Origin of the sequence: Micrococcus sp. SL257 (assembly GCF_026625585.1) — a bacterium.
GTDB classification, from domain to species: domain Bacteria; phylum Actinomycetota; class Actinomycetes; order Actinomycetales; family Micrococcaceae; genus Micrococcus; species Micrococcus luteus.
The window spans coordinates 1,523,257-1,541,758 of record NZ_CP113053.1 but is presented as its reverse complement, the minus strand read 5'-3'; the positions used below and the strand labels follow the sequence as shown (position 1 = coordinate 1,541,758).

The 18,502-nt window shown below is 72.3% G+C and carries 17 protein-coding genes; 2 read left to right on the top strand and 15 right to left on the bottom strand.

What is annotated here, in order from left to right:
- Window positions 1-701: 701 nt before the first annotated feature.
- The 5 genes from OVA32_RS07105 to OVA32_RS07085 all read right to left on the bottom strand — a co-directional run bounded on the left by OVA32_RS07105 (window position 702) and on the right by OVA32_RS07085 (window position 5,919).
- Complete coding sequence (locus tag OVA32_RS07105) at window positions 702-1,103, bottom strand: cytochrome c oxidase subunit 4 (RefSeq protein ID WP_063190179.1); 402 nt, start codon at window positions 1,101-1,103, stop codon at window positions 702-704.
- Window positions 1,100-2,809: a cytochrome c oxidase subunit I gene (gene ctaD / locus OVA32_RS07100; protein ID WP_051050340.1), complete on the bottom strand. Its 1,710-nt coding sequence runs from the start codon at window positions 2,807-2,809 to the stop codon at window positions 1,100-1,102. The genes OVA32_RS07105 and ctaD overlap by 4 nt, the downstream gene beginning before the upstream one ends.
- The gene (coxB, locus tag OVA32_RS07095; protein ID WP_069941918.1) at window positions 2,809-3,669 is read right to left on the bottom strand and encodes a cytochrome c oxidase subunit II; all 861 of its coding nucleotides are present in this window, start codon (window positions 3,667-3,669) and stop codon (window positions 2,809-2,811) included. Before coxB ends, ctaD begins: the two co-directional genes overlap by 1 nt.
- 335 nt (window positions 3,670-4,004) lie before the next feature.
- The gene (gene erpA, locus OVA32_RS07090) at window positions 4,005-4,397 is read right to left on the bottom strand and encodes an iron-sulfur cluster insertion protein ErpA (RefSeq protein WP_002854644.1); all 393 of its coding nucleotides are present in this window, start codon (window positions 4,395-4,397) and stop codon (window positions 4,005-4,007) included.
- A gap of 118 nt (window positions 4,398-4,515) precedes the next feature.
- Window positions 4,516-5,919, bottom strand: a complete 1,404-nt coding sequence (locus OVA32_RS07085) for a dipeptidase (RefSeq protein WP_267713807.1) — start codon at window positions 5,917-5,919, stop codon at window positions 4,516-4,518.
- An 80-nt stretch (window positions 5,920-5,999) separates the two neighbouring features.
- On the opposite strand from OVA32_RS07085, the gene OVA32_RS07080 reads away from it, so the two are divergent.
- The gene (locus tag OVA32_RS07080) at window positions 6,000-6,623 is read left to right on the top strand and encodes a DUF3043 domain-containing protein (RefSeq protein WP_113914195.1); all 624 of its coding nucleotides are present in this window, start codon (window positions 6,000-6,002) and stop codon (window positions 6,621-6,623) included.
- Between the two features lie 66 nt (window positions 6,624-6,689).
- On the opposite strand, the gene OVA32_RS07075 is transcribed toward OVA32_RS07080, so the two are convergent.
- The gene (locus OVA32_RS07075) at window positions 6,690-7,817 is read right to left on the bottom strand and encodes a quinone-dependent dihydroorotate dehydrogenase (protein WP_113914196.1); all 1,128 of its coding nucleotides are present in this window, start codon (window positions 7,815-7,817) and stop codon (window positions 6,690-6,692) included.
- Window positions 7,818-7,872: 55 nt separating this feature from the next.
- Here OVA32_RS07075 and OVA32_RS07070 point away from each other — a divergent pair, with 55 nt between their 5' ends.
- Window positions 7,873-8,982: an alpha/beta hydrolase gene (locus OVA32_RS07070; protein WP_069941923.1), complete on the top strand. Its 1,110-nt coding sequence runs from the start codon at window positions 7,873-7,875 to the stop codon at window positions 8,980-8,982.
- Here the strand turns inward: OVA32_RS07070 and OVA32_RS07065 are convergent.
- The 9 genes from OVA32_RS07065 to dnaJ all read right to left on the bottom strand — a co-directional run bounded on the left by OVA32_RS07065 (window position 8,922) and on the right by dnaJ (window position 18,485).
- Window positions 8,922-9,785: an isoprenyl transferase gene (locus OVA32_RS07065; RefSeq protein ID WP_049161858.1), complete on the bottom strand. Its 864-nt coding sequence runs from the start codon at window positions 9,783-9,785 to the stop codon at window positions 8,922-8,924. The two genes, OVA32_RS07070 and OVA32_RS07065, sit on opposite strands and share 61 nt — an antisense overlap.
- On the bottom strand, window positions 9,782-10,603 hold the full coding sequence (gene recO, locus OVA32_RS07060; RefSeq protein ID WP_069941924.1) for a DNA repair protein RecO: 822 nt from the start codon (window positions 10,601-10,603) through the stop codon (window positions 9,782-9,784). Before recO ends, OVA32_RS07065 begins: the two co-directional genes overlap by 4 nt.
- Window positions 10,600-12,333, bottom strand: coding sequence for a 2-isopropylmalate synthase (gene leuA, locus OVA32_RS07055; protein ID WP_069941925.1), 1,734 nt, complete (start codon window positions 12,331-12,333; stop codon window positions 10,600-10,602). The genes recO and leuA overlap by 4 nt, the downstream gene beginning before the upstream one ends.
- Window positions 12,334-12,670: 337 nt before the next feature.
- Entirely contained in the window at window positions 12,671-13,636 is a 966-nt protein-coding gene (era, locus tag OVA32_RS07050) for a GTPase Era (protein WP_002854662.1), read from the bottom strand.
- A 43-nt stretch (window positions 13,637-13,679) separates the two neighbouring features.
- Window positions 13,680-15,005 carry a hemolysin family protein gene (locus OVA32_RS07045; protein ID WP_036315134.1) on the bottom strand — a complete coding sequence of 442 codons (1,326 nt, stop codon included), beginning with the start codon at window positions 15,003-15,005 and terminating at the stop codon, window positions 13,680-13,682.
- Window positions 15,006-15,016: 11 nt separating this feature from the next.
- Entirely contained in the window at window positions 15,017-15,490 is a 474-nt protein-coding gene (ybeY, locus tag OVA32_RS07040; protein ID WP_210078864.1) for an rRNA maturation RNase YbeY, read from the bottom strand.
- Window positions 15,480-16,517: a PhoH family protein gene (locus OVA32_RS07035; protein WP_230278170.1), complete on the bottom strand. Its 1,038-nt coding sequence runs from the start codon at window positions 16,515-16,517 to the stop codon at window positions 15,480-15,482. The genes ybeY and OVA32_RS07035 overlap by 11 nt, the downstream gene beginning before the upstream one ends.
- A gap of 76 nt (window positions 16,518-16,593) precedes the next feature.
- Entirely contained in the window at window positions 16,594-17,355 is a 762-nt protein-coding gene (locus OVA32_RS07030) for a 16S rRNA (uracil(1498)-N(3))-methyltransferase (RefSeq protein WP_170748129.1), read from the bottom strand.
- The gene (gene dnaJ / locus OVA32_RS07025) at window positions 17,352-18,485 is read right to left on the bottom strand and encodes a molecular chaperone DnaJ (RefSeq protein ID WP_036380884.1); all 1,134 of its coding nucleotides are present in this window, start codon (window positions 18,483-18,485) and stop codon (window positions 17,352-17,354) included. The genes OVA32_RS07030 and dnaJ overlap by 4 nt, the downstream gene beginning before the upstream one ends.
- Between the last annotated feature and the right edge of the window lie 17 nt (window positions 18,486-18,502).

Genomic DNA, 18,502 nt, shown 5'->3' with positions numbered 1-18,502 from the left:
GACCGCTCGGATGCTCGGGTGCGCTGCCAGCACGTCCTCTCCGTCGGGCTCCTCTGCCAGTACCTCGCGGCCGCCACCGTGCCGACCAGGGCCGCGTGATCGCGTCGTTCCTCGGCCGGGTCCATGTGAGGTCGAGGCCGGCGAGGGCCTGCACGAGCTGACCAACGGAGACCGCTGGACGAGACTCGGCGCCGGGCCGCCCACTGGTGACGGTGAAGAGGCTGCGGGACGTGCCCCGCGACCCGGGTCACGATCATGTCGGAGCCAGGACGCGAGCCCTGTGGCTCGCGGGCTGAGGATCATCCCCCGTTCCAGGCCGAGGCGGCGTCCGCGCGGGCCGGCCACCCGCTCGTGCCCACGCGACGTCGTCGGCCGATCCACACCGGGAGGACGGTGTGATCGAGATCTGCGCCCGGTCCACGCCCCCGCCACCGTCCAGACCCCCGTGCCGTCGTCGTCGGCCTCCTGGGAGCTCTCCCCCGGCCTCGGCGGATTCGGGCCGCTCGATACTCGCTTCCCATCCAGAGGGGCCTGGCGAGGCTCCCGTTTCCCGGACGAAAGCGTTCGGGAAGGCTCCCGTTTCCCGCACGAAAGCGCCGGGGCTCAGCGTCCGGGGGCACGACGACGGCGGGCCGGCCCTCCGAAGAGGACCGGCCCGCCGTCGTCGTCAGCGCCGGTGGCGCTGCGTGATCGACCCGAGGTCAGTGGGCGAACTTGCCCCGAGAGAACTCGTAGACCCACCCGAAGGTGAAGTAGGCGCCCGCGATGACGCCGATGATGAAGACCCACCAGCCGACGGCCAGACCGGTCACGATGATCGCGCAGGCCAGGCCGAGGCCCAGCGGCCACCAGCTCCAGGGAGCGAAGGTGCCGTAGGTGCCGGCGTAGTCGACGATCTGGCCGTCCTCGTCATCGGCGGGCCCGACGCCGTACTTGCGCTCGGCGGCGTTCAGGTACCAGGCGATCATCCAGGACATCCCGCCCACGGCGTAGATGGCCGGGATGCCTGCCCACTCGGTCCACTCGACCCAGAACCCGTAGAGGGTGGCGGCTGCGATGAAGAACAGGCCGATGATCCAGAAGATGTTGGCTGCGACCTTCACTGTGCGACCTTCTCTCCGAAGGCCTCAGACGTGTTCTGAGGCGAGTGCGGGAAGAGCTCCGGGTGGTGCAGATCCAGCGCCGGACGCTCGGAGCGGATGCGCGGCAGGGAGTGGAAGTTGTGCCGCGGCGGCGGGCACGAAGTGGTCCACTCGAGCGAGGCGCCGAAGCCCCACGGGTCGTCCACGGTGACCTTCTTGCCATAGCGCGAGGTGATGTAGACGTTCCAGAAGAACGGGATCAGCGACGCGCCGAGAACGAAGGAGAAGACCGAGGAGAACGCGTTCATGGCGGTGAAGGTGTCCTCCACCATGTAGTCCGCATAGCGGCGGGGCATGCCGATGACGCCGAGCCAGTGCTGGATCAGGAACGTGCCGTGGAAGCCCACGAACAGCAGCCAGAACTGGATCTTGCCGAGACGCTCGTTCAGCATCTTGCCGGTGAACTTGGGCCACCAGAAGAAGAAGCCGGCGAACATCGCGAACACCACGGTGCCGAAGATGACGTAGTGGAAGTGCGCCACGACGAAGTAGGTGTCGGACACCTGGAAGTCCAGGGGCGGCGACGCCAGGATGACGCCGGTCAGGCCACCGAACAGGAAGGTGACCATGAAGCCGAGCGTCCACAGCATCGGGGTCTCGAAGGTGATCGAACCGCGCCACATGGTGCCGATCCAGTTCACGAACTTCACGCCGGTCGGGACCGCGATGAGCATGGTCATCACGGAGAAGAACGGCAGGAGCACGGCGCCGGTCACGTACATGTGGTGCGCCCACACCGTCACGGAGAGCGCGGCGATCGCCGTCGTCGCGAACACGATGGACTTGTAGCCGAAGATCGGCTTGCGGGAGAACACCGGGATGATCTCCGACACGACGCCGAAGAACGGCAGGGCGATGATGTACACCTCGGGGTGGCCGAAGAACCAGAAGAGGTGCTGCCACAGGATGGCGCCGCCGTTCTCCGGGTTGAAGATGTGGCCGCCGAAGCGACGGTCCAGGCCCAGCGCGAAGAGCGCGGAGGCCAGCGGCGGGAACGCCATCATGATCAGGATGCCGGTGATGAGCGTGTTCCAGGTGAAGATCGGCATGCGCCACATCGTCATGCCCGGAGCACGCATCGTCAGGATCGTGGTGATGAAGTTGACGCCGCCCATGATCGTGCCGAAGCCCTGGAGGACCAGACCGAACACCCAGAGGTCACCGCCGACGCCCGGCGAGTACGTGGTGTTGGAGAGCGGGGCGTAGGCGAACCAGCCGAACGAGGCCGCACCCTGCGGGGTGAGGAAGCCGGCGGTCGCGATGAGCGAGCCGAACAGGAAGAACCAGAACGCCAGGGCGTTCAGACGCGGGAAGGACACGTCCGGAGCGCCGATCTGCAGCGGCACCAGCACGTTGGCGAAGCCCACGAAGAGCGGGGTCGCGAACATGAGCAGCATGAGCGTGCCGTGCATGGTGAACAGCTGGTTGTACTGCTCCTTCGTCTGCAGGATCTGCATGCCGGGCTCGAAGAGCTCCGCACGGATCATGAGGGCCATGACGCCGCCGATGCAGAAGAAGATGAAGGACGTGATCAGGTACATGTACCCGAGCACCTTGTGGTCGGTCGTCGTCAGCCAGCTGACGACGATCTTGCCCAGCGAACGGGGCACCACACGAGGCTGCGCCTGTGAGCGCACCTCATCCGTTGCGTACTCGTAAGTGGTCATCAGTGGCTACCTCCACCGCGGGGGGTCTGGAGATCGCGCTCCATCGTCCCGGCGCCGTCAGGGTTGTTGTTGGGATTGCGGCTGTACTCGTCGCCCACCTGACCCGGCTCCATCTCCTCGAGGCGCTGGACGAACTCCGCCTCGTCGACGACCTCCACGTTGAAGAGCATCTCGGAGTGGGACTCGCCGCACAGCTCGGCGCACTTGCCGTCGTAGCTGCCCAGCTCCTGGGGGGTCAGGTACAGGTGGTTGGTCTTGCCGGGCACCATGTCACGCTTCTGGAGGAACTGCGGGATCCAGAAGGAGTGGGCCACGTCACGGGACTTCAGCTCGAAGTGCACCGGCACGTCATTCGGCAGGTACAGGACCGGAAGGGTGTCACGCACGCCCTCGGTGCCGTCCAGCTGGGCCTGGATTCCGGAGTAGTGGGCCTCGATGACCTCGCCGTTCTCCTGCTCGTAGGAGTAGTTGAAGTCCCAGGACCACTGCTTGCCGTACACGGTGACGGTCAGCGGCGAGTCGTCCACGGGGCGGTCGACCTCGGTCTGGACGCGGTTGGTGAAGCCCCAGAGGGTGAAGACCATCAGGATCGGGATGGCCGTGAACATGGTCTCGAGCGGCACGTTGTAGGCCGTCTGCTTCGGGAAGCCCTGGTCGTTCTTGCGGCGGCGGTACGCCACCATGCACCAGATCATGGCGCCCCAGGCCAGCAGGCCGACGGCCATGGCCGCGATCCAGGAGTTCACCCACAGGTCGGTGAGCTGGGCGTTGTGGTTGGTGGTCTCCCGGGTGCCGGGGTACCAGCCGCGCTGGACCTCTGCCGAGCAGCCGGTCAGCACCAGGAGCGCCGTGGTGCCCACGGCACCGGCGCTCCAGCGGCGGCGAGTCCGACGTCCGGCGTCATTCTGTGCTCTCACAGACGGCCTTCCTCTTCATCTCGTGTGCGAGGGGCGTCCCCGCTCCCCCGACGATTCGGCGACTTCTCGCAGCGTCCTCGCAGGGAGCACGGGTATGCCCTGATGATTCAGAGCCAGTCTACGCCGAAACACGCGGATTCACCGCACCGTGACACGTGCCGATCGTGTCTGGGAGTCGGGTCCGAGCATCCTGGGCACGGTGCCCGGGCACGACGACGGCGGGCCGGCCGAGGCCGACCCGCCGGTTCGCGGTCCGAGGCGCTCCGGGCGCCCGCAGATCAGTGGAAGGAGTCGCCGCAGGCGCACGAGCCGCCCGCGTTGGGGTTGTCGATCGTGAAGCCCTGCTTCGAGATGGTGTCCTCGAAGTCGATGGTCGCGCCCATGAGATAGGGCACGCTCATCTTGTCGACGATCACCTCGACCCCGTCGTAGTCCCGGACGGTGTCGCCGTCGAGGACGCGCTCGTCGAAGTAGAGCTGGTAGATCAGGCCCGAGCAGCCGCCCGGCTGCACGGCCACGCGCAGCCGCAGGTCCGTGCGACCCTCCTGCTCGAGCAGCGAGCGCACCTTGCCGGCCGCCACGTCGGTCAGCTCGACCTCGTGCGGGGGCAGGCCCTCGGCGTCCTGGGTCGCGCCGATCTCGACGCCGGTCTCCTCTGCGGACAGAGCCATCGTGACCTCCTCAGATCATGGGGCGCGGACGGGGCCGTCACGCGCGTGTGGTCTCCCGGGCAACACTAGCCGCCCACGGGGCATTCCCGGCCCGCCGCACCGACGGGCCGGGCGGCGCTCACGCGGAGAGCCGCGCGAGCCAGAGCGCCTCGGCCACGACGGCCCGCTGGAAGTCGTCGATGTGCAGCGACTCGTTGGCCGAGTGCGCCCGCGTGTCCGGGTCCTCCACGCCCGTGATGAGGAGGGTGGCCTCCGGGAAGACCTCGGCGAGGTCCGCGGTGAACGGGATGGAGCCGCCCATGCCGATCGCCCGGGGCTCGACGCCCCAGGCGTCCTCCAGGGCGGCCATCATCCCGGCCGCGGCGGGGGCCGAGGTGTCCGTCGTGAACGGCTGACCGAACTCCCCCGCGGTGACCGTGATCTCCGCGCCGAGCACCGCCGCGGACTGCGCCTCCAGGTGGGTGCGCAGCGCCTCGAAGGCCTCCGCGGGCTCTATGCCGGGGCCCAGGCGCAGCGAGAACTTCGCGCGCGCCGCGGGCTGGATCGTGTTCGAGGACTCCGCGACCGAGGGCGCGTCGATCCCGATGATGCTCAGCGCGGGAGCGTTCCACAGCCGGTCCGCGACCGGGCCGCGGCCGGCCAGGGTCACCCCGTCCAGCACGCCCGCGTCCGCACGGAAGACGTCCTCGGGGTAGTCCAGGCCCGCGGTCTGCCGCGGCTCGAGGCCGGGCACGGCGACCGCGCCGTCCGCGTCGTGGAGCGTGGCGATCAGCCGCGAGAGCAGGACGACGGCGTCCAGGACCGGCCCGCCGAACATGCCGGAGTGCACGGCGTGGTCGAGCACCCGGACGGTCACCGTGCCGTCCACCAGCCCACGCAGGGAGGTGGTCAGCGCGGGCTCCCCCACGGCCCAGTTGGACGAGTCCGCGACCACGATCGCGTCGGCGTCGAGGCGCGCCCGGTGCTTCTCCAGGAAGGTGCGGAAGGTGGGCGAGCCGGCCTCCTCCTCGCCCTCGATGAAGACGCGGACGCCGACGCCAGCGTCGGGCAGGACGTCCCGCAGGGCGGCGAGGGCGGCGAGGTGGACCATGATGCCGGCCTTGTCGTCGGCGGCGCCGCGGCCGTACAGCCGTCCACCGCGCTCGGTGGCCTCGAGCGGCGGGGTGTCCCAGAGGTCCTCGTCCCCGATCGGCTGCACATCATGGTGGGCATACAACAAGACGGTGGGCTTGTCAGAGGCGCCGGGCTTCTCGCCGATCACCGCCGGCCCGCCGGGCCGGTCGTCGTCGCGGGTCTCGGTCACGATCTCCACCTCCTGCAGGCCCGCCTCGCGCAGCAGGCCCGCGACGGCCTCGGCGGACCGCTCGAGCTGGGTGCGGTCCGCAGAGTCCCAGGCGATGCCCGGGATCGCCACGAGGTCGGTGAGGGTCTGGAGGGTCGTCGGGAAACGGGCCTCGACGGCCTCACGGACGGCGGAGACGAGGGCCGCGTCCTGCGGCGCACGGGAGGTGATGTCAGTCATGACGGCCAGCGTAGACGGCGGCCGGGCCGAGGGCCGCGCCTCCGGCCGGGCCGGACGCGCCCCACCACTAGACTGGACGGGTGTTCAAGCGAGACAAGACCCCCGAGACCGCGCCCGCCCCCTCGACTCACGGCTCCTCGGCCGCTCCCGCCGAGGGCGCCGCCGTGGCCGAGGCCGGGCCGCGCGACCGCTCGCAGGGCAAGAAGGGCCCGACTCCGCGGCGCCGTGACCAGGAGGCCGCGCGCCGTCGCACCCTGGTCCCCGAGGATCGCAAGGCGGCTCGTAAGGCCGAGCGTCAGGCGATGGCCCAGGAGCGGATGCGCCAGCGCGCCGCGCTGGAGACCGGAGACGAGCGCGGTCTCCCGGCACGCGACAAGGGACCGCAGAAGCGCTGGGTCCGTGACTACGTGGACGCACGGACCGGCATCGGCGAGTGGCTCATGCCCGTCGTCTTCGCCTACGTCCTGCTCATGTTCATCCCCGGCCGCGAGGCGCAGCTGATCCTGATGATCAGCCTGTACGCCCTCGTGGCCCTCGTGCTCATCGAGAGCTTCCTGGTCAGCCGGCACATCAAGAAGGGCCTCACGGAGCGCTTCGGCACGCCGGAGCCCGGGACCGGCTTCTACGGCATCATGCGGGCCCTGCAGTTCCGCCGCCTGCGTCTGCCCAAGCCCCAGGTCAAGCGGGGCGAGTACCCCGCCTGACACGACACCGCGCGACGGCCCGGACCCCGGTGGGCACGGGCCGTCGCGGCACCGGCGAGCAGACCGTCAGCCCCGCAGGGACCGGGCCAGCCCGGCGGTGATCCGGCCGGCCCAGAACGGCCCCTCGTAGAGGAACGCGGTGTAGCCCTGGGCGAGGTCCGCGCCCGCGTCGAGCCGGGCCTGGACGTCGTCGGCGTCCGTCACGCCGCCCACGCTGACGACGGCGGTGCCCGTCGGCAGCGCCGCCCGCAGGACCTCCAGCACCCGCATCGACCGCTCCTGCAGCGGGGCGCCGGACAGGCCGCCCGCGCCCAGGGCGTCCACGTCGGCACGCGGGGTGCGCAGACCCTCCCGGGAGACGGTCGTGTTGGTCGCGATGACGCCGTCCAGCCCGAGGCGCTCGGCGAGCGCCCCGACGGCGCGCACGTCGTCGTCCGCCAGGTCCGGGGCGATCTTCACGGTCAGCGGCACGCGACGGCCCGGGACCGCACGGTCGGCCTCCTCGCGCACCGCCGTGAGGATCGGCTCCAGCGCGTCGATCTCCTGCAGCTGGCGCAGCCCCGGCGTGTTCGGGGAGGACACGTTGACCGTCAGGTAGTCGGCGTGGGGCGCGAGCAGGCGGGTCGAGGCCCGGTAGTCGTCCGCCGCGTCCTCGAGCGGGACCACCTTGGTCTTGCCGATGTTCACGCCCAGGACCGGCCGGGCCGGGCCGAAGCGGCGCTCCAGCGTCTGCCGGGTCCGCGCCAGGCGGGGGGCGACGGCCGCCGCGCCGTCGTTGTTGAAGCCCATGCGGTTGACCAGCGCCCGGTCGTCCACGAGACGGAACAGTCGGGGCTGCGGGTTGCCGGGCTGCGGCTGCGCCGTGATCGTGCCGACCTCGATGTGGCCGAACCCGAGGTCGGCCACGGCGGCGGTCCCCCGGCCGTCCTTGTCGAACCCTGCGGCCAGGCCGAAGGGCGTTGGGAACCGCAGGCCCATGACCGTGCGCGCGAGCATCGGGTCCGGGCGGAAGGCGGCGCGCAGGGCGGCGGACGCCCCGGTGCGCTCGGCCAGCCGGATCGCGTCGAAGCCCCGATGATGCGCCCGCTCCGCGTCCATGCCGCCGAACACGGCACGGAAGAAGGGCGGGTACAGGCGAGGCGCGCGGGAGGTCAGGAGGCCGTCGACGGCGGACTTGGGATCAGGCAGCTGCATGCCCCCATCCTCGCACGGGCCTCCCGCCCGCCCGGGGTCCTCCTAGAGTGGTCGGATGGCCCGTGACCCGCTCCAGCCGCCGCCCCCGGACCCCTCCGCCCCGCACGGCGCACCCGCCGGCGGACCGACGGAGGAGGACACCCGCCCGTTCCTCGACGATCCGCCGGGCCTGGGCTGGGTCCCGGACGGGCTGCCGGGCTTCGAACGATGCACGCTCGGCCTCGACACCGATGAACAAGGACAGAACCTTGTCACAGTGGTGCGTCCGCGCACCGACGCCGCCCGTGACCCGGCCCGGCGACCCATCCTCTCGGTGCACGGCTGGAGTGACTACTTCTACAACGCCCCGCTCGCCCGCGCGTTCGAGGCCGCCGGCTACGCCTTCCACGCCGTCGACCTCCGCCACTACGGCCGCTCGCTGCGCACGGGACAGACGCCCGGCTGGACGGACGACCTGGCCCGCTACGACGCGGACCTCGAGGCCGCGTTCGAGACCATCGCCCAGGACCACCCGCTGCCGCCCATCCTCATGGGACACTCCACCGGCGGGCTGATCGCCGCGCTGTGGGCGGACCGGAATCCCGGCCGCCTCGCCGCGCTCGTGCTCAACAGCCCGTGGCTGGAGATGCAGGGCAGCGCGGGGGTGCGCCTGCTGGCGAAGTCCATCGTGGGGCCCGTCTCCGCCATGAAGCCCTACGCCATGCTCACGCTGCCGCGCATCGACCACTACTGGCGCACCCTCTCGGACCAGGCCGAGGGCGAATGGGACCTGCACCCGCTCTGGCGTCCCCCGCACGCGTTCGAGGTGCCGGCCGCCTGGCTGAGCGCGGTCCTCTCGGGGCACCGGGCCGTGGCCGGGCGGCTCGACGTCACCGTGCCGATCCTCGTGCTCGTCTCCGCGCGCGGGCATCGGGGCACGTCCTACGCCGAGGCGATGCTGACCTCGGACATCGTCCTGGACCCCGACGCCATGGCCCGCCGCTCCCTGCGGCTCGGCGACCGGGTGACCGTCCACCGGCTCCCCGACGCGCTGCACGACGTGTTCGCCTCCCCCGCGTCGGTGCGCGAGGCGGCCGGTGCCGCGACGCTCACGTGGCTGGGGGCCTACGCGCCGCCGTCGGCGTCCGAGGCCGAGTCCGGCGCGCCGGACGACGGCGCCGGCTGAGGGGTGTCCACGGCGCCGCCGTAGCGGCGGTCCCGTCGGGCGTAGGTCTCGACGGCGGCCCACAGGGTCCGCCGGTCGACGTCCGGCCACAGCACGTCCAGGAACAGCAGCTCCGCGTAGGCGGACTGCCACAGCAGGTAGTTGGACAGGCGCTGCTCCCCCGAGGTCCGCAGGAACAGGTCCACGTCCGGGACGACGTCGACGTCCTGACCCGTGCGGAAGCCGCGGTCGAGGTAGCGGGTGATGACGTCCTCGCTGATCTCCCCCGGCCGCATCCGGCCGGCCCGGACCTCCTCGGCGATGGCCTGGACGCCGTCCAGGATCTCGGCGCGGCTGCCGTAGTTCACGCACATGTGCAGGGTGGTGCCGGTGTTGTGGCGCGTGAGCTCCTCGGCCTCCTGCAGCTCCCGGATCACGGGGGTCCAGAGGCGCGGGGCCCGCCCGTTCCACCGGATCCGCACGTTCCACGAGTGCAGGGTGTCCCGCTGCCGGCGCAGCACGTCCCGGGAGAAGCCCATGAGGAAGCGGACCTCCTCCGCCGAGCGCCGCCAGTTCTCCGTGGAGAACGCATACGCGGACACGTGGCCGATCCCCAGCTCCACCGCCCCGGCGACGACGTCCAGCAGCGCCGCCTCGCCGGCCCGATGGCCCTCGGTGCGGGGCAGGCCGCGCTGGTTGGCCCACCGTCCGTTGCCGTCCATCACGATCGCCACGTGCCGGGGCACGAAACGCGGGTCGATCCGCGGGGCGACCGCACCCGAGGGGTGCGGCGGTGGGGGCTGCGGGGCTCGGTCGGCGCTCATGGTCTCCTCTCGACGCGCGGGGCGGGGAGGCCGAGGTCCTGGTCCAGGACGGACAGGGACACCAGGCGCCGCTCGGCGTGGAACTGCAGGTACGCCGCCACGATACCGGCCGCCTCGCGGCGGGCGGGGGCCCCGGAGGCGTCCGCGGTGGCCCAGTCCCCCGCCGCGAGGGCCGAGAGCAGGTCGAGGGTCTCCGGGGCCGGGTGAGCGGCACCGGGCGGCCTGCACTCGGGGCAGACGGCCCCGCCGAGGCCCACGTGCAGTGCCGTGTGCGGGCCGGGGGCGCCGCAGCGGGCGCACCGGTCGAAGGTCGGGGCCCAGCCGGCCTGGGCGAGCGCGCGCAACAGGAACGAGTGCAGGATCAGGCGCGGGTCGTGCGCGCCGCGGGCCAGCGCGGCCAGCGCGCCGTGGAACAGGCGGTACTGGGCGCGCCGGCCGTCGTCGTCGACCGCGGGGACCCGCTCGACGGCCTCGGCGAGGGCGCCGGCGACGGTGTAGGCGTCGTAGTCAGCGGCCAGCATCGTTGCGTACGGGTGCAGCAGCTGCGCCTGGCTCACGGTGTGCAGCTCCCCCCGGCCGCGTGCGAGCTGGAGCGTGGAGTGCATGAACGGCTCCACCACCGAGCCCAGCCGGGAGGAGGTCTTGCGCACCCCCTTGGCCACGGCCCGGACCAGGCCGTGCTCGGGGGTGAGCGCCTCGATGATGCGATCGGCCTCCCCCAGACGGTGGGTGCGCAGCACGATGGCCTCGGTGCGGAACGAGTTCGCCGCGTAGCCGCCGTGCCGCGCACCCCGCCGGGAGGAGCCGGAGCCGCTCACGCGCGCAGGGCGCGGTTCACCGCGGACACCACGGCCTTCAGCGAGGCGGTGGTGGTGTTGTGGTCCAGGCCGACGCCCCAGAGGACACGGTCGCCCACGGCCGCCTCCACGTAGGCGGCGGCCATGGCCGCGCCGCCCTCGGACAGTGCGTGCTCGGAGTAGTCGAGCACGCGGACGTCCACGCCCTCCTCGCCGAGGATGCGCAGGAACGCGTCGATCGGGCCGTTGCCCTGCGCCGTGCGGGTCTGCGTGACGCCGTCGACCTCGAGCTCGGCCTCCATCCGGAACGCGCCGTCCTCACCGGAGGCCGAGGAGACCGAGCGGAGCCGGTAGCGGCCCCACTGCGCCTCCGCCGCGTCGGCGGGCAGGTACTCGTCCTGGAACACGCGCCACAGGTCGGCGCCGGAGACCTCGCCGCCCTGGGAGTCGGCCAGATCCTGGATGACGTGGGAGAACTCGATCTGCGCGCGGCGCGGCAGGTCCAGATTGTGCTCGGACTTGAGCAGGTAGGCGACGCCGCCCTTGCCGGACTGCGAGTTCACCCGGATGACGGCCTCATAGGAGCGGCCGATGTCCTTCGGGTCGATGGGCAGGTACGGCACGGCCCACGGGATGCCGTCCACGTCCGTGCCGGCCGCCTTCGCGTCGACCTCCATGGCCTCGAAGCCCTTCTTGATGGCGTCCTGGTGTGAGCCGGAGAAGGCCGTGAAGACGAGGTCGCCGCCCCAGGGCGAGCGCTCGGGCACGGCCAGCTGGTTGCAGTACTCGACCGTGCGCTTGATGTGGTCCATGTCGGAGAAGTCGATCATGGGGTCGATGCCCTGCGAGTACAGGTTCATGCCCAGCGTCACCAGGTCGACGTTGCCGGTGCGCTCGCCGTTGCCGAACAGGCATCCCTCGATGCGGTCCGCCCCGGCGAGGTAGCCCAGCTCGGCGGCGGCCACGCCCGTGCCGCGGTCGTTGTGCGGGTGCAGGGAGAGGATGAGCGAGTCGCGGTGCTCCAGGTTGCGGTGCATCCACTCGATCGAGTCGGCGTACACGTTCGGGGTGGACATCTCCACCGTCGCCGGCAGGTTCAGGATCATCTTGCGGTCGGTCGAGGCCTCCAGGACCGTGGCCACCTCGTCCGAGATGCGCCGGGCGAACTCGAGCTCGGTGCCCGTGTAGGACTCGGGCGAATACTCGTAGGTGATCTGCGTGCCCTTGAGCTGCTCTTCGAACTTCTTCACCAGGCGCGCGCCGGAGGTCGCGATGTCCACGATCCCGTCCTCGTCCTGCCGGAACACCACGCGGCGCTGCAGCACCGACGTCGAGTTGTACAGGTGCACGATGGCCCGGTCGGCGCCCTCGAGCGCCTCGAAGGTGCGCTCGATCAGGTGCTCACGGGACTGCGTGAGGACCTGGATGGTGACGTCGTCCGGGATGTGGTCGCCCTCGATGAGCTGACGGACGAAGTCGTAGTCGGTCTGCGAGGCGGACGGGAAGCCGACCTCGATCTCCTTGAAGCCCATGCCGACGAGCAGCTGGAACATGCGCAGCTTGCGCTCGGGGCCCATGGGGTCGATCAGGGCCTGGTTGCCGTCGCGCAGGTCCACGGCGCACCAGCGTGGTGCCTCGGTGATGACCTTGTCCGGCCAGGTGCGGTCCGGCAGGGCGACCTCGATCTGGTCCTGGAACGGGACGTACTTGTGGAACTTCATCCCCGACGACTTCTGCAGGTGGGCGCTCATGCGTGTTCTCCCTCGACGTGCGCGCGGCGGCCGCGCGAAAGGTGGATGGTCGGTGACCGGACCGGGAGGTCAGGGGCTCCGCACGGGGTGTCCGGTCCGGTGGGAGGCGTCCTGCCTCCGCATGCGCTCAGGCGGCGTGGATCACGGCCTGGCACGGGGACCCCGTGCGGCCGGGAAGTAGCAGGCGGGCCGTGGCCGGCGCTGTCGTCGCGAGGCGGAGGGACATGCCCCCGACCCTAGCACCGAGGTGGGCCGGGCCACAGGAGGCCGCCCCCGTGTGACGCACGACGACGGCGGCCCGCTCCGGCGCGTGCGCGACCGGGCCGGGGCCTCCGGCTCAGAAGCCGAGTCGGCCGAGCTGCTTGGGGTCGCGCTGCCACTCCTTGGCGACCTTGACCCGCAGGTCCAGGTGCACCTTGGTGCCGAGCATGCGCTCGATGCCCGCCCGCGCCTGCGCGCCGATCTCACGCAGCCGGGAGCCGCCCTTGCCGATGATGATGCCCTTCTGGCTGTCCCGCTCGACGAAGACGTTCGCCCACACGTCCATGAGGGGCCGATCCGCGGGGCGGTCCTCGCGCAGGGACATCTCCTCGACCACCACGGCCACCGAGTGCGGCAGCTCGTCGCGCACGCCCTCCAGGGCCGCCTCCCGGATGAGCTCGGCCACCATGACCGCCTCCGGCTCGTCCGTGAGCTCGCCGTCGGGATAGAGGGGCGGCCCGGCCGGCAGCAGGCCCGCGAAGACGCCCAGGACGTCGTCGACCTGGCGGCCGGCCACCGCCGAGACCGGCACGACGGCCGCGAAGCCCTCCCCGCCGTTCTCCGGCCCGAGGACCTCGTCGCCCAGCGCGGTCACGGCCACGAGCTGCGCCATGAGCTGCTCCGGGCCCACCTTGTCCGTCTTCGTCACCACGGCGACCACCGGGGTGCGGTGCAGGTAGGAGAGCTGCTGGGCGATGAACCGGTCGCCCGGGCCGATCGCCTCGTCGGCCGGCAGGCACATGCCCACGGCGTCGACCTCGTTGAGCGTCTCCGCCACGAGGTCGTTGAGGCGCTCGCCGAGCAGGGTGCGGGGCCGGTGCAGACCCGGGGTGTCCACGAGCACGAGCTGGAAGTCCTCGCGGTGGACGATTCCGCGGATGGTGTGGCGCGTGGTCTGCGGCTTGGAGGAGGTGATCGCCACCTTCTCCCCCACCAGCGCGTTGGTCAGCGTGGACTTGCCAGCGTTCGGCCGGCCCACGAGCGAGACGAAGCCGGAACGGAAGCCGTCCGCGGCGCGGGCCGGATCGACGAGATCGGTCATGGGGTCATCCTTGTCAGGCAGGGAGTGGGGTGGGGCGGCCGGCTCAGGCCACGGGGTCGGCGGGCTCGGCGCCGTGGGCCTGCTCCTCGCGCCGGCGCAGCCGCACCGGACGGTCGGGGGTCTCGGAGACGCGCAGGCGCGCGACCCGGTTGCGGCGGGGCTCGAGGGTGTCCGCGACGAGCTCGATCCCCTGGACCACGACGCGCGAGCCCTGGATCGGGACGCGGCCGAGCTCCTTGGCGAGCAGGCCGCCGACCGTGTCGACGTCGTCGTCCTCGTCCTCCTCCGGCAGCTCGAACTCCTCCCGGAAGTCGTGGATGCCCATGCGCGCGTCGACGGAGTAGACGCCGGGCGCGACGAACTCCACCTCGGGGCGGTCCGGGCGGTCGTCCTCGTCGTAGATCTCGCCGACGATCTCCTCGATGAGGTCCTCGAGGGTCACGAGCCCCGCCGTGCCGCCGTACTCGTCCACCACCACGGCCACGTGGGTGGACTCGCGCTGCAGCTCCTGCAGGAGGGTCGCCACGGACTTCGACTCGGGGACGAAGCGGACGTCGCGCATGACCTCGGTGACGGGGGTGTCGGTCGCAGCGCCGTCGTGGTGCAGGGCGCGGGTGACGTCCTTGAGGTGCAGCATGCCCCGGATGTCGTCGGCGTCGTCGCCGATCACCGGGATGCGGGAGTTGCCGGAGCGCAGGAACAGGGCCATCGCCTGGCCGAGCGTGTGGTCGGCGTCGATGGTGACGACGTCGGTGCGCGGCACCATGACGGAGCGGACGATGGTGTCGTTCATGGAGAACACCGACTGGATCAGCTCCGCCTCGGAGTCCGCGAGCACGTCCGCGTCGTGGGCGCGGGCGACGAACTCACGCAGGTGGCGCTCCTGGAAGTCGTCCTCGTCCTCCGGCTCGACCTCGCGACGGCGCCGGTCCCGGTCCAGTCGGGCGGCGAGCGGGCCCAGGGCCCGGCGGAGCACCCACACGAGCCCGCCCAGGCGGCGGGCGACGGCGGCCTCGTTGCGGGAGCCGATCGGCCGCGGGCTCCAGACGCCCAGCAGGGCGGCCACGCCCACGAGCACGACCGCGGCGATCGCCACGGCGAGCCACGTGTCGTCCACCACCGCGTCGGCGGCCGCGGTCAGGCAGACGGCGGACAGGGCCTCGGCCACGAAGCGCCAGACCCGCAGGGCCCCGAGGTGGCTCTCCCGCTCGCGGGCGATCTCCAGGACCTTGGAGCCGGGCTGCTCGCGGACGATGTCCTCCGCATCCCGCCGGGAGAGGTAGGAGAACGCGGACTCGGCCAGGGACAGCGTCCAGGTCAGGCCGAGGAAGACCAGGAAGAGGGCGAAGAGGACGGCGGGTGTCAGCATGGGCGGTGCCCTCAATCCTCGACGGTGGGGGCCGGGGCGGGCCGCCCCAGGACCTCGGAGACGAGCCGATCCTGGAGCGTGAACATCTCCTCGCGCTCGGCGTCCTCGACGTGGTCGTACCCGAGCAGGTGGAGCATGCCGTGGGTGAGCAGCAGGAGCAGCTCGTCGTCACGGGAGTGCCCGCCGCGCGCCGCCTGCTCGGCGGCGACCTCGGGGCAGAGCACGACGTCGCCCAGCACGCCCTCGGCCGGCGCCTCGGGCGAGCCGGGGGTCAGCTCGTCCATGGGCAGGCTCATCACGTCGGTGGACCCGGGCAGGTCCATCCACTCCTCGTGCAGCTCGGCCATGCGCGCGGCGTCCACGACGGTCACGGCCGTCTCGGCGCGCTCGTGGACGTGCAGGCGCGCGTACACGTGCCGGGCCATGCGCAGCAGCGCGTCCTCGGGGACCTCGATCCCCGACTCGTTCAGGATCTCAACGGCCACGGCGGGCCCCTCCTCGCTTCTGGGACCGCTCCGCGGGGCCGCGGGCGGCGTCGTAGGCGTCCACGATGGCGCTCACCAGCGAGTGCCGGACCACGTCCGAGGAGTCGAAGCGGACCATCTCCAGGCCCTCGATCCCCTCGAGCACCTCGACGGCCTGGGCCAGGCCGGACTGGGTGCCGCGCGGCAGGTCCACCTGCGAGGTGTCGCCCGTGACGACCATGCGGGCACCGAAGCCGAGGCGGGTCAGGAACATCTTCATCTGCTCGCCGGTGGTGTTCTGGGCCTCGTCGAGGATCACGAACGCGTCGTTCAGGGTGCGGCCGCGCATGTACGCCAGCGGGGCGACCTCGATGGTCCCGGCCTCCATCAGCCGCGGGATCGACTCGGGCTCGATCATGTCGTGCAGCGCGTCGTACAGAGGGCGCAGGTACGGGTCGATCTTCTCGGAGAGCCCGCCGGGCAGGAAGCCGAGCCGCTCGCCGGCCTCGACGGCCGGGCGGGTGAGGATGATCCGGTTGACCTCCTTGGCCTGCAGCGCCTGCACCGCCTTGGCCATCGCCAGGTAGGTCTTGCCGGTGCCGGCCGGGCCGATGCCGAAGACGACGGTGGAGCGGTCGATCGCCTCCACGTAGTCCTGCTGGTGCAGGGTCTTCGCGCGGATGCGGCGGCCCCGGCCCGAGAGGATCGAGTCCAGGTGCAGCTGACCCGCGCCGCGCCCGGTGGCGGCATCGCGGACGTGGTGGACGACCTGGCCCATCACCTCGGGGGTGACGGCCTGGTCGCGGCGGGCGATCGAGCGCAGGTCCTCGACGACGCGCCGCACCGACGCCACGTCGGCCACCGGCCCGGCCAGGTCCAGCCGCTGGTCGCGGACCGTGACGTCCACGGTGGGGAACACGCCGCCGAGGATCCGCAGCAGGGCGTCCTGCGGTCCGAGCGTGCGGACCATGAGGTCGGCGGTCTCGAACGCGACCCCCTCGTGCGCGGTGGCGGGCGGGGTCGGGGTCGTGGGGGGCACGGTCACGATGGGGCGGATCACCTCGGGGTCGTGGGGGCGGGACGTCCCGTCCAGTCTAGGCGTCGGCGCGTCGTCCTGCCGGGGCTCACCAGCGGCCGAGCCGGTGCTGGAGCACGGCGAGGGCGGCGGGGCCGGCCGTGGAGGCGCGCAGCACGTGCGGGCCGAGCCGCACCGGCACGGCCCCCGCGGCCACGCAGGCCTCGAGCTCGGCCGGACCGATCCCGCCCTCGGGGCCCACGACGACGGCGATCTCGGCGGCCGCGGAGAGTCGCTCCACGGGCACCGCGGACACCCCGTGCTCCGCGTCCTCGTGCAGCACGAGGACGAGCCGGCCGCCGTCGTCGTCCCGGACCAGCCCGGCGACCGCCGTCCCGGAGACGTGGTCCCGGACCGCGGGCACCCGGGCGCGACGCGCCTGCTTGGCGGCCGCGCGGGCCGTGTCCGCCCACTTCTGGCGGGCCTTGGCGGCCTTGGGACCCTTCCAGCGGACGATCGAGCGCTCGGCCTCCCAGGGCACCACGGCGTCCACGCCGAGCTCGACGGCGGCCTGGACCGCCATGAGATCCCGGTCGCCCTTGGCGAGGGCCTGGACGAGCACGAGCGCCGGGGTGGGCGCCGACTCCTCCGCCACCGTGTCCAGCCGCACGGTCACCGCGTCCGGGGCGGCCGCGAGCACGGTGCCGTGGCCGAGCGTGCCCGACCCGTCGGCCAGGAGCACGGCCTCCCCGGGGGCCAGGCGCATGGCCGCGGCGGCGTGCCGGGCCTCGGGGCCGCCGAAGATGACCTCCGCGCCCGCGCTCGCGCCGGCCAGGGCGCCCGGCTCGAGGTGGAACAGGGGGGCGGTCACAGGTTCCTCAGGTTCTCCCGCAGCCGGGCGAACATGCCCTTGGCCTGGGGTGCGCCGTGCACGACCTCCTCGCCGCGCACCTCGGCCAGGCGCTCCAGGAGCTGGCGCTGCTCGTCGTCCAGGTCGGTGGGCGTGGTGACCACCACGTCCACCTTGAGGTCGCCACGGCCCTGCCCGCGCAGGCGGCCGACGCCCAGGCCGTGGAGGACCTCGACGTGGCCGGACTGCACGCCCGGGTCCAGGCTGACGGACTGCTTGCCGTCCAGGGTGTCCAGCGTGACGGTGGTGCCCAGGGCCGCGGCGGCCATGGGGACGGTCACGGTGGTGGCCAGGTGGTCGCCCTCGCGGCGGAAGGTCTCGTCCGGGCGGACCGCGATCTCCACGTAGAGGTCCCCGTTCGGGCCGCCGCCCGGGCCGGCCTCGCCGCGGCCGGCGAGGTGGATGCGGGTGCCGTCGTCCACGCCCGCGGGGATGCGCAGGGTCAGCGGCGTCCGGGTGCGGACGCGGCCCTGCCCGTCGCACTCGTGGCAGGGCGTCGGGATGACGGTGCCGAACCCCTGGCAGGCGGGGCAGGCCTCGGTGGCCATGACGGTGCCCAGCAGCGACCGCACGGGGCGCTGGATCATGCCGTGGCCGTGGCAGGTCTGGCAGGTCTCCGGCTGGGTGCCGGGCTCGCAGCACGAGCCCTCGCACCGATCGCAGCGCACGGCCGTGTCCAGCTCGATGGTCTGCTCGCCGCCGAAGACGGCGTCGCGCAGGTCGATCCGCGCGGTCACCAGGGCGTCCTGGCCGCGGCGGGCGCGGCTGGCGGGGCCGCCGCGGCCGCCCTGGCCGGCGGCGTTCATGAAGGTCTCGAAGATGTCGGCGAAGCCCCCGAAGCCGCCCGCCCCGCCGAAGCCGCCCGGGAAGCCGGCCTGGCCGTTCTCATTGCCCGTCGTGTCGTACGCCCGACGCCGGCCCTCGTCCGAGAGCACCTCGTAGGCGTGGGAGATGCGCTTGAACTGCTCGGCCGCCTCCGGGTCGGGGTTGACGTCCGGGTGGTGGGTGCGCGCGAGCTTGCGGTAGGCGCGGCGGATCTCCTCGGTGCTGGCGTCACGGCTGACGCCGAGCGTCTCGTAGTGGTCGGTCACGGTGGGGATTCCTCTCG